The 11958-nt window shown below is 69.5% G+C and carries 11 protein-coding genes; 9 read left to right on the top strand and 2 right to left on the bottom strand.

Annotation, left to right across the window (positions count from 1 at the left end; all coding sequences use genetic code 11):
• Window positions 1-96: 96 nt before the first annotated feature.
• The gene (locus ACZ3HL_RS29780) at window positions 97-696 is read right to left on the bottom strand and encodes a DUF4232 domain-containing protein (RefSeq protein WP_465534889.1); all 600 of its coding nucleotides are present in this window, start codon (window positions 694-696) and stop codon (window positions 97-99) included.
• A gap of 225 nt (window positions 697-921) precedes the next feature.
• Between ACZ3HL_RS29780 and ACZ3HL_RS29775 the strand changes: the two genes are divergently transcribed.
• The 5 genes from ACZ3HL_RS29775 (at window position 922) to ACZ3HL_RS29755 (ending at window position 5721) form a co-directional block, all read left to right on the top strand.
• Entirely contained in the window at window positions 922-1911 is a 990-nt protein-coding gene (locus ACZ3HL_RS29775; protein WP_465534888.1) for a universal stress protein, read from the top strand.
• Window positions 1912-2054: 143 nt separating this feature from the next.
• Window positions 2055-3509, top strand: coding sequence for a peptide MFS transporter (locus ACZ3HL_RS29770; RefSeq protein ID WP_465534887.1), 1455 nt, complete (start codon window positions 2055-2057; stop codon window positions 3507-3509).
• Between the two features lie 31 nt (window positions 3510-3540).
• Window positions 3541-3792: a DUF3040 domain-containing protein gene (locus ACZ3HL_RS29765; protein ID WP_465534886.1), complete on the top strand. Its 252-nt coding sequence runs from the start codon at window positions 3541-3543 to the stop codon at window positions 3790-3792.
• Between the two features lie 43 nt (window positions 3793-3835).
• A complete protein-coding gene (locus ACZ3HL_RS29760) occupies window positions 3836-4966 on the top strand; it encodes a site-2 protease family protein (RefSeq protein WP_465534885.1) in 1131 nt (376 codons plus the stop codon).
• Complete coding sequence (locus tag ACZ3HL_RS29755; protein ID WP_465534884.1) at window positions 4963-5721, top strand: lysostaphin resistance A-like protein; 759 nt, start codon at window positions 4963-4965, stop codon at window positions 5719-5721. Before ACZ3HL_RS29760 ends, ACZ3HL_RS29755 begins: the two co-directional genes overlap by 4 nt.
• 118 nt (window positions 5722-5839) lie before the next feature.
• Here ACZ3HL_RS29755 and ACZ3HL_RS29750 read toward each other — a convergent pair whose 3' ends face one another.
• Window positions 5840-6373 (bottom strand): MarR family winged helix-turn-helix transcriptional regulator, encoded by a 534-nt coding sequence (locus ACZ3HL_RS29750; protein ID WP_465534883.1) that lies wholly within the window; start codon window positions 6371-6373, stop codon window positions 5840-5842.
• A gap of 56 nt (window positions 6374-6429) precedes the next feature.
• Between ACZ3HL_RS29750 and ACZ3HL_RS29745 the strand changes: the two genes are divergently transcribed.
• The 4 genes from ACZ3HL_RS29745 (at window position 6430) to ACZ3HL_RS29730 (ending at window position 11926) form a co-directional block, all read left to right on the top strand.
• The gene (locus ACZ3HL_RS29745) at window positions 6430-8223 is read left to right on the top strand and encodes a chloride channel protein (RefSeq protein WP_465534882.1); all 1794 of its coding nucleotides are present in this window, start codon (window positions 6430-6432) and stop codon (window positions 8221-8223) included.
• 29 nt (window positions 8224-8252) lie between these two features.
• The gene (locus tag ACZ3HL_RS29740; RefSeq protein ID WP_465534881.1) at window positions 8253-8951 is read left to right on the top strand and encodes a DUF4396 domain-containing protein; all 699 of its coding nucleotides are present in this window, start codon (window positions 8253-8255) and stop codon (window positions 8949-8951) included.
• Between the two features lie 133 nt (window positions 8952-9084).
• Window positions 9085-10092 (top strand): SDR family oxidoreductase, encoded by a 1008-nt coding sequence (locus tag ACZ3HL_RS29735; protein WP_465534880.1) that lies wholly within the window; start codon window positions 9085-9087, stop codon window positions 10090-10092.
• A gap of 10 nt (window positions 10093-10102) precedes the next feature.
• The gene (locus tag ACZ3HL_RS29730; protein WP_465534879.1) at window positions 10103-11926 is read left to right on the top strand and encodes a glycoside hydrolase family 15 protein; all 1824 of its coding nucleotides are present in this window, start codon (window positions 10103-10105) and stop codon (window positions 11924-11926) included.
• The last annotated feature ends 32 nt before the right edge of the window (window positions 11927-11958 follow it).

The following is an 11958-nucleotide window of genomic DNA, read 5'->3' as shown; positions in this document are numbered from 1 at the left end:
GTCGCGAAAGCCACTTTCGCAACGTTCAACGTTGGGAAAGTGGCTTTCGCAACGCCGCCAGAGCGGGATGGGCCGGCTGCGCGGAGCCGAAGTCCGTTACGGCGCCGGGAAGTAGGCGCTCCCCTCGATGTGTCCGTGCTGGCACACGGGGCCGAACGGCCAAGGGACGTCGAACCGGTTCGTCCCGTTCGGCGGGATCACCTCGATGTGGTCGGCCGTCGGCTGGCATGGATCCGTGGCGGGCTCTCCCGGCCCGGGGACGACTCCCCAATGCAGTTTCTTCCCGGCGGACGCCCCCGGTGCCAGCGTGACCGGCTGCGGTTCGGGTTTGAGCGTGCGCCGCAGATCGGTCGGCAACGGGCGGCCGTCGGCACCGATCAGTTCGAGACCGCCGTAGCCGTACAGCCGGCAGGTACCACCCTGGTTGGTGACCACGAGCGTCGCGTAACGATTACCCGCACCGGGATGCCCTGGTCGCAGTTCGCCCCGCAGCGCGGTCCCCAGGCACCGTGGTGTCGCAGATGGGTCGGCTTCAGGGGGTTCCGGTGACGGCCCCAGCCTCGCCGGGGCTGGTCGTATGTCCGTCGCGTCCTGGGACACGTCGTCGGCCGAAGCCGCCCGCTCTGTCCCTCCTCCGCAACCGGCGATCATGGTGAGCATGACCCCTGCCAGGAGGGCGGGCGCTTTTCGGGTCATCAGCCGCTCCTTTCTTTCGCGGTTTTTTGAGGTGCCTTTTCGGCTACCCGCCGCTTCAGGTGGGAACACCCGCCCTGGGTCTCACTGCGACTGTCCGCTCGATAACGAAGGCGTCACGGGCCGCCCTGGCCGCGTGTGAGCGAAGGTCGGCGGGGCAAGGCCTCCCAGTGCCGGCCGGACTCGGCGAGACGCCGAGCCGCCGAACACACTGCGAAGGGAGATCTTTTGACCACCTCACCGGTCGAAAATGGCCAAGGCGCCGTGCTCGTGGGTTTCGACGGCTCCGCGGAGTCACATCAGGCCGTCCAATGGGGTGCTGCGGAAGCCGCGCTCCTGGAGCGTCCCCTTTTGCTCGTCCACTGCTTCGAATGGCCCGTGCCGGAGGCGATGTACGCGCCGGTCACTCCTTCTCTTCACGCGGTGGGCACGGCGGCCTACCCGCAGCTCAACGGCGAGAACCTGCGCGAGATCGCGGAAGAACAGCTCACCACGACCGTCGAGCGCACTCTCCTCGAATGGCCGGGGCTCGAGGTCACGGGTTCGGTCGTCGACGGCGACCCGGTCACCGCGTTGCCGATGGTCGCCGCCGAGGTCGACGCGCCCCTGCTGGTCCTCGGCGCGTCCGGGACCGCCGCGCTGACCAGGGCGCTCCTGGGCTCCACCGCCGCCGAACTCGCCCGCGCCGCCCGTCGCCCGACCGTGGTGGTGCGCGAGCCGCAGGTCGTGCCGATGAGCAAACCCGTCGTCGTCGGCACGGACGGCTCGGATATCAGCGAACGGGCGCTGGCCTTCGCGTTCGCCTTCGCGGACCGGCACCGCGTGCCGTTGCGGGCCGTGCACGCCTGGTCGGACCGGCCGCTGGACAAGGCCGCCCAGACCCTCGTGATGGCCGCACTGGGACCGCGGGAGCACGAGACGTTCGAGGCACTCGCCGAGAGTCTGGTGGAGCGTCAGCTACGTCAATGCGAGAAACGGTTCCCGTCCGTGTCGGTGTCCCGCCACCACGTCGTCGACCGGCCGGCGGACGCGCTGATCGCCCAGGCCGAAGACGCGGCACTCCTGGTGGTGGGCAGCCATGGCCGCGGCGCCTTGAGCCGGGCTCTCCTCGGCTCGGTCAGCCACGCGGTGCTCTACCACGCCCCGTGTTCGGTCGCCGTGCTCACCGATACCAGGCCCGACGCGGACGAGCACGGCGGCACCGAGGGGCCGTCATGAGCGATCAGCGCGCCATGGAGCGGGTGGCGGACGCTCGCTCGTTCAAGTCGAGACGGCGGCGCGGTCACTGAGTATCTCTTTCCGGCACCGGAACACCCGGCCGGCACCAGAGGGAAAGCAATCCCGACACGAGGAAGGCCGACATGAGCAGCGCTGAAACCCAGCAGGACAAGAAGTTCCTCGGCCATCCACGGGGGCTCGCGACCCTCTTCGGGGTCGAGATGTGGGAGCGGTTCTCGTTCTACGGAATGCAGGGCATTCTCACCATCTATCTGTACTACTCGGCCACGCAAGGCGGACTCGGTCTTTCCGAGGCGACGGCGACGAGCATCGTCGGGGCCTATGGCGGGCTCGTCTACCTGTCGACCGTGGCGGGCGCCTGGATCGCCGACCGTGTCGCCGGGTCCGAACGAGTGCTGTTCTTCAGCGCGATACTGATCATGTTCGGCCACCTCGCCCTCGCCCTGCTGCCCGGTTTCCTCGGTGTGGGTGTCGGTTTGGGCGCGGTCGCGCTGGGCAGCGGCGGGCTCAAGGCCAACGCCACGTCGATCGTGGGCTCCCTCTACGCGGAAGGCGACACACGACGGGACGCCGGCTTCTCGCTGTTCTATCTGGGCATCAATCTCGGCGCCTTCGTCGGGCCGCTCCTGACCGGGCTCGTCCAGAAGGAAATCGGCTTCCACTACGGTTTCGGCCTCGCGGCGCTGGGCATGGCCCTGGGTCTGATCCAGTACACGTTCGGGCGCAAGAAATTCGGCCCGGAAGCGAACGTGGTCCCCAATCCGCTGCCCCGGTCGAAGCGACCGCTCGTGCTCGGCGGCGTGGCCGTCGTCATCGGGGTCGTCGTGGCCGCGGTGCTCACCGGACTGGTCACCGCGGCGAATCTGGCGAACGTCACCGTCATCGTGATCACGGCCGCGGCCGTCGGCTACTTCGCCGTGATCCTCTCCAGCAAGAAGATCACCCGGGTGGAGCGGAGCCGCGTGTTCAGCTTCATCCCGATGTTCCTGGCGAGTTTCGTCTTCTTCTCCCTTTTCCAGCAGCAGTTCACCGTCGTGACGATCTACGTCGACCAGCGGCTCGACCGGTCCCTCTTCGACTGGCAGATGCCGGTGTCCTGGGCCAATTCCATCAATCCGGTCTTCATCATCCTGCTGGCCGGCGCCTTCGCGGCGCTCTGGACGAAACTGGGCCCGCGCCAGCCGTCGACACCGATCAAATTCGCGCTCGGCACCGTCGCCATGGGCGCCGCCTTCCTGCTGTTCCTCCCGACCGCCGGCGGGGCCGCCAACTCGACGCCCTTGCTGGTCCTGGTCGGCATCCTGCTGATGTTCACGATCGCCGAGCTGCTGCTCTCGCCGGTGGGGCTGTCGTTGTCGACCAAGCTCGCCCCCGAGGCGTTCCGCACCCAGATGGTCGCGCTCAATTTCCTTTCGATCGCCCTGGGTACCTCCATGGCGGGTTCGCTGGCCAAGTACTACGACCCCGCCGACGAAGCCGCCTACTTCGCCTTCGTCGGCGGCGGCGCCGTTCTGTTCGGGCTCGTCCTCGCCGCGGTCAGCCCGTTCATCAAACGTCTGATGAAGGGCGTCCACTGATGCGGGATTTCCGTTCGTCCAGGGAGCACAGATGCTGAGCGACGAAGAGAAGCAACGGTTGCACGAGATCGAGCGGCGGCTCGAACAGGAGGAACCCGAGTTCGCCGCCGAATTCGCCAAGCCACGAGCGCGCCGGGGTCACGATTGGCTCTATCTCACGCTCGCGATCGTCTCCGGGGCGCTGTTCCTGCTCGGCTGCTTGTCCGGCGCCCCGGTGCTGATCTTGACGGGTCTGGGCGGGGTGACGGCGGCGCTCGTCGCACGTCATCGCCTGTCGCGGTAGCACACCATCCCACCCGGAGCCGCTCAAGAAAGGGGTCCCCACGATGAAAGCGAGTGTCCGGCTCGGCAGGCCCGCGGGGGTACCGGTGGGCCTGCACTGGAGCGTGTTCGGGATCGGCGTTCTCCTGCTCGTCGGCCTGTCGGTGCGACTGCCCAAGGCCTTTCCCGGCCTGTGGTGGGGGTTCTACCTGATCGCTGCCGTCGTGGCGACCGCGCTGTTCGTGCTTTCCCTCCTGGTACACGAACTCGCGCACGCGGTCGTCGCCCGGCGCAACGGGGTGGAAGTGGAGGGAATCACGCTGTGGTTGCTCGGCGGCGTGGCGCGGCTCAAGGGAGAGGCGCTGACCCCGGGAGCCGAGTTCCGTATCGCGGTGGTCGGTCCCGCCGCCAGCGCGGTCACCGGCGCCGGGATGTTCCTGCTGGCGTGGGCCGCCGGCGCGGCGGGCCTGCCGATGCTCGGCGTGGGCGTGCTCGGCTACGTCGCCGGTATCAACCTCCTGCTGGCGGGGTTCAACCTGATTCCCGCCTCTCCGCTGGACGGCGGCCGGATCCTGCGGTCCGCGGTGTGGAAGTGGCGTGGCGACCGGCTGACCGCGACGATCTGGGCGGCCAGGGCGGGCCGGGTGTTCGGTTTCGTGCTGATCGGTCTCGGCCTCGTCCGCGCGTTGTCCGGGATGGGGCTCGGTCTCTGGTGGATCCTGCTCGGGCTCTTCGTCGTCACCATGGCCGGTGCCGAAGAGGCACAGGCGCGGACGGGTGCGGCGCTGGGCGGTGTCCGGGTTCGCGACGTGATGACGCCGAATCCGGAGACCGCGCCGGCGGACGTCACCGTCGCCCGGTTCCTCGGCGACGTCGCGATGCTCCGGCGGCATTCCGCTTTTCCGTTGCTCGACGCCGAAGGACGTCCGCAAGGGATGGTCACGCTCAACCGGTTGCGTTCCGTGCCCGCCGAGCGCCGGGAACTCAGCACCCTGCGCGAGGCGGCGTGCCCGAAGGCCGAAATCCCCACCGCTCGCCCCGATGAAGCGTTGTCCGCACTGCTGCCACGACTCAACGACCGCGCCGACGGCCGTGCCCTGGTCTACGACGGCGATGATCTGGTCGGCATCGTCTCGCCAAGCGACATCAGCCGGGCGGCCGCCGCCCACGGCTTGGCTTCCGGATCCGGCTCGTGATCGGGCCCGCCCCGGTCACCGGCCGGCTGGGCTCGGGCTTTCGCCTGTTCGGTGTCTCCATCGCCGCGGAGCTGACGCTGCTGGTCTCGTCGGTGCTGCTGCTCGTGCTTTTCGCCGCCACGGATCCGGCGGTGCTCGAAGACCGCCGCCTCCCGCCGTGGCCGCTGGTGGCCCTGCTCGCGTTGCCGCCGCTCATGGCCGCCCTGGTCGCCGTCTCGGGTACCGCGCTGCTCGGCGACGGGCCGCGGCGGGGACGGGTCCAGCGCGAGCTGGTGATCCGCTGGAACCGGCGTGATCTGGGCGTCGGACTGGCCATCGGCGCGGGCGGGCTGCTGTTCACGATTCCCGCGTCGGTGCTGTGGAGCGTCTGGGTCGGGCGCGACCAGGCACAGTCGGCGGTCGGCGAGGCGTTCGCCGACCGGCGGCTGAGCCCCGCCGTGGCGATCCTCGCCTTCCTGACGGTCCTGCTGGTCGCCCCGCTGTGCGAGGAAGTGCTGTTCCGAGGCGTGCTCTGGCGTGCGCTGGAGCACTGGCGGTGGAACCGCTGGGCGATCTTCGCGACCACCGGCGTGCTGTTCTCGATCGCGCATCTGGAACTGCTGCGCACCCCGTTGCTGCTGGTGATCTCGATCCCCCTCGGGCTCGCCAGGATGTTCACCGGAAACCTGATCGCCGGCGTCGTCGCCCATCAGCTGAACAATCTGCTCCCGGCGATCGCGCTGCTCCTGGCCACCACCGGATGGTCACCGGCCTGACCGCTCACCGGGTTTCACCGGCACGTCGGTCCGCTCGCCGTCGCGATGCGCATCCCTTCGCCGCACTCTCGCCAGAGCATTCCCGATCAAAGGCGGGAGAATCCCCGGAAGTCGCGGCTCACAACCAAGGGACGTCCGCACCCGCGTCGAGCGGGGGCTCGCCGCCCGCCTCGGCGAACGACTTCAGCGCCCGGACGAGACCACGGCGGGCGGGGGCCGGCATCCGCGACACGATCCGGGTGATCTCCGCGCGCCGTCGTTCGGTCACCGAGCGCACGACAGCGGCGCCCTGGCCGGTGAGGCTCACGATCAGCTCCCGCCGCGAGGTCGGACTGGCCTTCCGGCCCGCCAGGCCCGCGAGGACCAGCCGGTCGACCATCCGGGACGCGGTCGACGGAGTGACGGCCAGGTATTCGGCGAGCGTGGTCAGCTTCACGGGCCCTCGGGTGTCCAGCACCACCAGCGCGCGGAACTGGGCGACGGTGATCGAGTCGTCGACGGCGCCGATGGACCTCGCGGACACCGCGACGAGCAGGCGCGACGCGGTCAGGAACGCGTCGGTCAGGGCGTCCACGTCGTCGGGGCCGGGCGGCTCGGCGGCGGCTGCGGGACGCGAGGGACGGCGTGCGGGCACGTCACAGTTGTACCGCATGCCCGTTCTCCGCTCCGGCCCCATATTCATGCCCTAGGCAACTGTTGCATACTGCAATGGTGACGACGGGAACGAACGACCGCGACCAGGTCCGCGTACCGGCCCGGCAGCCGATCGGGGTGTGGCTGCGGGAGAGCTCGACCGGACTGGTGCTGCTGGCCGTGACGATCGGCGCGGGCGCGGGAGCCGGGGCGGTGCTCTTCCGCTGGCTGATCTCCACGTTCACCCGGCTGTTCTCCGGTCACGAGGACTACTCGGCGGCAGGCGGCGCGGCCCATCCGTGGTTCCCGGCGCTGGGACCGTGGTTTCTGCTGATCGCGCCGGTGCTGGCGGGGCTGGTCTACGGCCCGCTCGTGTACCGGTTCGCGCCGGAGGCACGCGGGCACGGGGTACCGGAGGTGATGTACGCCGTGGCCGAGCGCGGCGGCCGGATCCCCGCCCGCGTGACCGTCGTCAAAGGACTGGCGTCCGCGCTGACGATCGGCTCCGGCGGGTCCGTCGGCAGGGAAGGCCCGATCGTGCAGATCGGCTCGGCGCTCGGGTCCACCTTCGGACGCTGGTTCCGGCTGCCCGAAAACCGGCTACGGGTACTGGTCGCCTGTGGCGCGGCCGGGGGTATCGCCGCGACCTTCAACGCGCCGATGGCGGGGCCGTTCTTCGCCATGGAGCTGCTCCTGCGCGACTTCGCGGTGGAGTCCTTCGGAGCGGTCGTGCTTTCCAGCGTGACCGCGAGCGTCGTCGGCCGGGCCGTGCTCGGCGACGTCGCCTTCCTCGACCTGCCGCCGTTCACCCTGCGCGGCCCGCTCGAATACCTGCTGTTCGTGGTGCTCGGTGTGGTGGTCGGCGCGTGCGGGGTGCTGTTCACCAAGGTGCTGTACCGCATCGAGGACGTCTGCGACTGGGCCTGGCGAGGACCGGAGTGGCTGCGTCCCGCGGCGGGAGGTCTCCTGCTGGGCGGGCTGCTCCTGCTCCTGCCGGAGATGTACGGCGTTGGCTACCCGGTGCTGCAGAACGCGGTGGAGGGCAAGTACGTCCTCGGTTTCCTGCTGCTGCTCCTGGCCGCGAAGATGGTCGCGACCAGCCTGACCATCGGCATCGGCGGATCCGGTGGGGTGTTCGCGCCATCCCTGTTCATCGGCGCGATGGGCGGCACGGCGTTCGGTGTCGCCGTGCACGGGCTGCTGCCCGGCACGACGTCCTCCCCCGGTGTCTACGGGCTGATCGGCATGGGGGCCGCCTTCGCCGGTGCCGCCCGCGCGCCGATCACCGCCGTCATCATCCTGTTCGAGCTGACCGGGCAGTACACGATCATCCTGCCGCTGATGACCGCGATCGTGATCGCCACCCTGACCAGCAAAGGCCTGCTCGGCCGCGACACGATCTACACCGTCAAGCTGCGCCGCCGCGGCGTCGATCTCGACCAGCGGCACGAGACACGGGCACTGGCGGGCACCCGGGTGGCCGACGTCGCCGAACCGCTCCCCCACGCGCTGCCCGAGCGGATGCCGGCGGCACAGGCGGCGCGCGAACTGGCCCTCTCCGGACACGGCATCCTGCCGGTCACCGGTGCGGACGGGCGGTACCGCGGCTGCGTCACCGCCCGTGTCGTCGCCGAGGTGCTGGGCGGCGACGAGCAGCGCGCCGTCACCGTGGGCACGCTGGCCGAGTTACCACCCCTGGTCACCGGGGAGTCCACTTTGGACGAAGCACTCGACGCTCTCTCCCGCGCGACGGGAACCGGCCTGCCCGTACTGGACACCGCGACCGAAACCCTCACCGGCTGGATCAGTCACGAGGCGATCCTCGCCGCGCTGCGTCCCGCCGAGAGCGCTGCGGTAAGACCGGCCTGATGGTTTCGTAGAAGGACGACGGCAAGGAGGTGCTGACGATTCCACCCCTGTGGCTGACGATCGTGGCCTGGTGCGCGCTCGGCCTCGGATTCGCTTCCGCGGCCTGGATACTGGCCGACCTCTACCTCCGGCGCTATCGCCAGCCGATGCGGATCATGGAAGCCGTCTGGCCGGTGACCGCCCTGTACTTCGGGCCCGTCGCGGTCGCCGCCTACCGGGCGTGGGGCCGTCCGAAAAGCCGTCGATGGCAGGAGCGGCACGGTGAACCGCCGGAGAAGCCGCGGCGGGCGGTCACCGCGGTCGGGGTCTCGCATTGCGGGGCCGGCTGCACCCTGGGCGACATCATCGCCGAGTTCGTGATCTTCGGCTTCGGGCTGACGATCGCCGGCGAGGCCGTCTACGCCGCCTATGTGGGTGACTACGTGCTCGCCCTCGCGCTCGGCATCGTTTTCCAGTACTTCGCCATCGCCCCGATGCGCAATCTGGGCGTCCGGAAAGGGCTGCTCCAGGCGGCGAAAGCGGACTTCCTGTCGCTGACCGCGTTCGAGGTGGGCTTGTTCGGCTGGATGGCGCTCATGTCGTTCGTGTTCTTCCCCGCGCCGCACCAGCTGCATCCCGATCATCCGGTCTACTGGTTCGGGATGCAGATCGGCATGATCCTCGGGTTCTTCACCGCGTGGCCGGTCAACGCCTGGCTCATCCGGCGCGGCATCAAGGAAGCCATGTGAACCGGGGAAACCCGGCATCCTTACGAACACCTGACGATTTCGGCCGGACGCGATCAGCAGGCATGTCCGGCCCGAAGACGGGTACGCGGGGAGGTGTACGCCAGGCAACCGTCCGACCAGGAGGCATCCGACCGTGGAACAGGGGCGAGTGGTCGTCGTGACCGGCGCCAGCGGCGGCATCGGCCGCGCCGTGGCGCGGGAATTCGGTGCGCGCGGTGACCGGGTGGCGCTGCTGGCCCGCGGCGAAAAGGGGCTGAAGGCGGCCGCCGCCGAAGTCGAACAAGCAGGCGGGCGGGCGTTGGTCCTGCCCGTCGACGTGGCCGACCACGAGGCCGTGGACGCCGCGGCTCAGCGGGCCGAGGACGAGCTGGGCCCCATCGACGTGTGGGTCAACGACGCCTTCACCAGTGTTTTCGCTCCGTTCACCGACATCGAACCGGACGAGTTCAGCCGGATCACCTCGGTGACCTATCTCGGATACGTCCACGGCACCCGCGCCGCGCTGAACCGGATGCGGCCGCGTGACCGCGGCGCGATCGTCCAGGTCGGGTCGGCACTCGCGTATCGGGGCATTCCCCTGCAGACCGCGTACTGCGGCGCCAAACATGCGATTCAGGGATTCACCGAAGCCTTGCGCTGCGAACTTCTGCACGCCAAGTCGGGCGTGCACGTGACGATGGTCCAGCTGCCCGGTGTGAACACCCCGCAATTCGACTGGGTGCTGTCACGGCTTCCTCGTAAAGCCCAGCCGGTCCCGCCCATCTACCAGCCGGAAATCCCCGCGAAAGCGGTCGTCTACGCCGCCGAGCACCCGAACCGGCGGGAATACTGGGTCGGCGGTTCCACGGTGGGCACGCTCATCGCCAACAAGTTCGCCCCCGGCCTGCTGGACCGCTATCTGGCGCGCACGGCCTTCCGGTCGCAACAGGGTGGGCGGTCCCGCGACCCGGACCGGCCGGCGAATCTGTGGGTGGCCGCCGACGACGAGGACGGGAAGGACTTCGGCGCGCACGGACGCTTCGACCGCAAGGCCACCGCACGGAGCCCGCAGCTGTGGGCGTCCCGGCATCACGGCGTTCTCGGGGCGGCGGCCGCGGCCGTGACGGCCGCGGGACTGGCCGTCGCGACCCGCAAGCGCTGAAGGAGGCCCCATGTCCCTGCGCATCGAGGACTACGCACTGATCGGCGACACCCAGACCGCGGGTCTGGTCGGGCGCAACGGCTCACTCGATTGGCTGTGCCTGCCCCGGATCGACTCGGGCGCGTGTTTCGCGGCACTGCTGGGTGATCCCGAACACGGCCAATGGACGCTCGCACCGCTCGGTGGCGCGCGCACCGTCCGCCGCTCCTACCGCGAGGACACGCTGGTGCTGGAAACGGAGTTCGCCAACGACGAGGGCACCGTGCGGATCGTGGACTGCATGCCGATCCGGCACGACCACCCCCGCGTGCTCCGCACCGTCGAAGGCGTGCACGGCCGGGTCCACCTGCGCAGCGACGTCCGGGTGCGCTTCGAATACGGCCACGACCGGCCGTGGATCCGCACCGACGGCGACCGGATCCGGGCGATCGCCGGTCCGCACGCGGTCGTCCTCGACGGTGATGTGCCGCATCGCCCCGACGACCAGGGGGTGTGCTCCGCCGAGTTCAGCGCCGGTGCCGGTGAGCGGGTCGGGCTGCGTCTCGCCTGGACCAGGCCGGGCCAGCCGGACCCGGAGCCGGTCGACATCGAAGAAACCGTCCGGCACACGGAGAACTGGTGGCGGGATTGGGCAGGACAGTGCACCTACGACGGCGAGTACCGGGACGCCGTGGTGCGTTCCCTGATCGCGTTGAAGGCGCTCGCGTACAGCCCGAGCGGCGGGATCGCCGCCGCGGCCACCACGTCGTTGCCCGAGCAGCTGGGCGGCGTGCGCAACTGGGACTACCGCTTCTGCTGGATCCGCGACGCGACCTTCACGTTGATGGCGTTGATGGAGGCCGGGTACGAACGAGAGGCCCGCGCCTGGCGTGAGTGGCTGCTGCGTGCCATGGCAGGCGCTCCCGAGCAGATGCAGATCATGTACGGCGTCGAGGGGGAACGCAGGCTGACCGAATCGGAACTGCCGTGGTTGCCCGGATACGCCGGATCACGGCCGGTGCGCATCGGCAACGCGGCTTCGGAGCAGTTCCAGCTCGACGTGTACGGCGAGCTCATGGACGCGCTGCACCAGGCCCGCACCCACGGTATCCCGCCGGATCCGGACGCGTGGCAGCTGCAGCGCACGCTGCTCGACTTCCTGGAGTCCCACTGGGACGACCCGGACAACGGCATCTGGGAGATGCGCGGGCCACGACGGCAGTTCACCCATTCGAAGGTGATGGCCTGGGCCGCGGTGGACCGCGGCGTACGAGGTATCGAGCAGTTCGGGCTCGAAGGCCCGGTGGACCGCTGGAAGGCGCTCCGGGACGACATCTTCACCGAGACCTGCGACAAGGGCTTCGACACCGCACGGAACACCTTCACCCAGTACTACGGCGGCTCCAGTCTGGACGCCGCCCTGTTGCTGATCCCCGCGGTCGGGTTCCTGCCCGCCGACGACCCGAGGATGCGCGGAACCGTCGAGGCGGTGGAAAAGCATCTGTGCCAAGACGGTTTCGTGCAGCGCTACACCATGACGAAACGGACCGAGGAGCTGGACGGCCTGCCACCCGGCGAAGGCGCGTTCCTGCCGTGCACGTTCTGGCTCGCCGACAACTACATCCTGCAGGGCCGCCGCGACGAAGGCCGCGAACTGTTCGAGCGGCTGCTCGACCTGCGCAACGATGTCGGCCTCCTGTCCGAAGAGTACGACACCGGCGCGGAACGGCTTGTGGGCAACGTTCCGCAAGCGTTCTCCCACGTCGCGCTGATCAACACCGCGCTCCACCTCAGCGGCGACGACCAGGGGCCGATTCGCCGTCGTGGCAACGGTTCCGAGCCGGGTAGCCGATGACGGAAGCTCATCGTAAGAAGTTCGTCAGGTCA

Source organism: Amycolatopsis sp. NPDC000009, assembly GCF_055563465.1.
The sequence above is the reverse complement of the archived record's forward strand: the minus strand, read 5'-3'. Positions and strand labels throughout refer to the sequence as shown.

Bases quoted from the DNA above. Each gene is read 5' to 3' on its own strand.
- ACZ3HL_RS29780 (WP_465534889.1), bottom strand. From the start codon at position 696: ATGACCCGAAAAGCGCCCGCCCTCCTGGCAGGGGTCATGCTCACCATG.
- ACZ3HL_RS29770 (WP_465534887.1), top strand. From the start codon at position 2,055: ATGAGCAGCGCTGAAACCCAGCAGGACAAGAAGTTCCTCGGCCATCCA.
- ACZ3HL_RS29765 (WP_465534886.1), top strand. From the start codon at position 3,541: ATGCTGAGCGACGAAGAGAAGCAACGGTTGCACGAGATCGAGCGGCGG.
- ACZ3HL_RS29760 (WP_465534885.1), top strand. From the start codon at position 3,836: ATGAAAGCGAGTGTCCGGCTCGGCAGGCCCGCGGGGGTACCGGTGGGC.
- ACZ3HL_RS29750 (WP_465534883.1), bottom strand. From the start codon at position 6,373: ATGCGGTACAACTGTGACGTGCCCGCACGCCGTCCCTCGCGTCCCGCA.
- ACZ3HL_RS29745 (WP_465534882.1), top strand. From the start codon at position 6,430: ATGGTGACGACGGGAACGAACGACCGCGACCAGGTCCGCGTACCGGCC.
- ACZ3HL_RS29730 (WP_465534879.1), top strand. From the start codon at position 10,103: ATGTCCCTGCGCATCGAGGACTACGCACTGATCGGCGACACCCAGACC.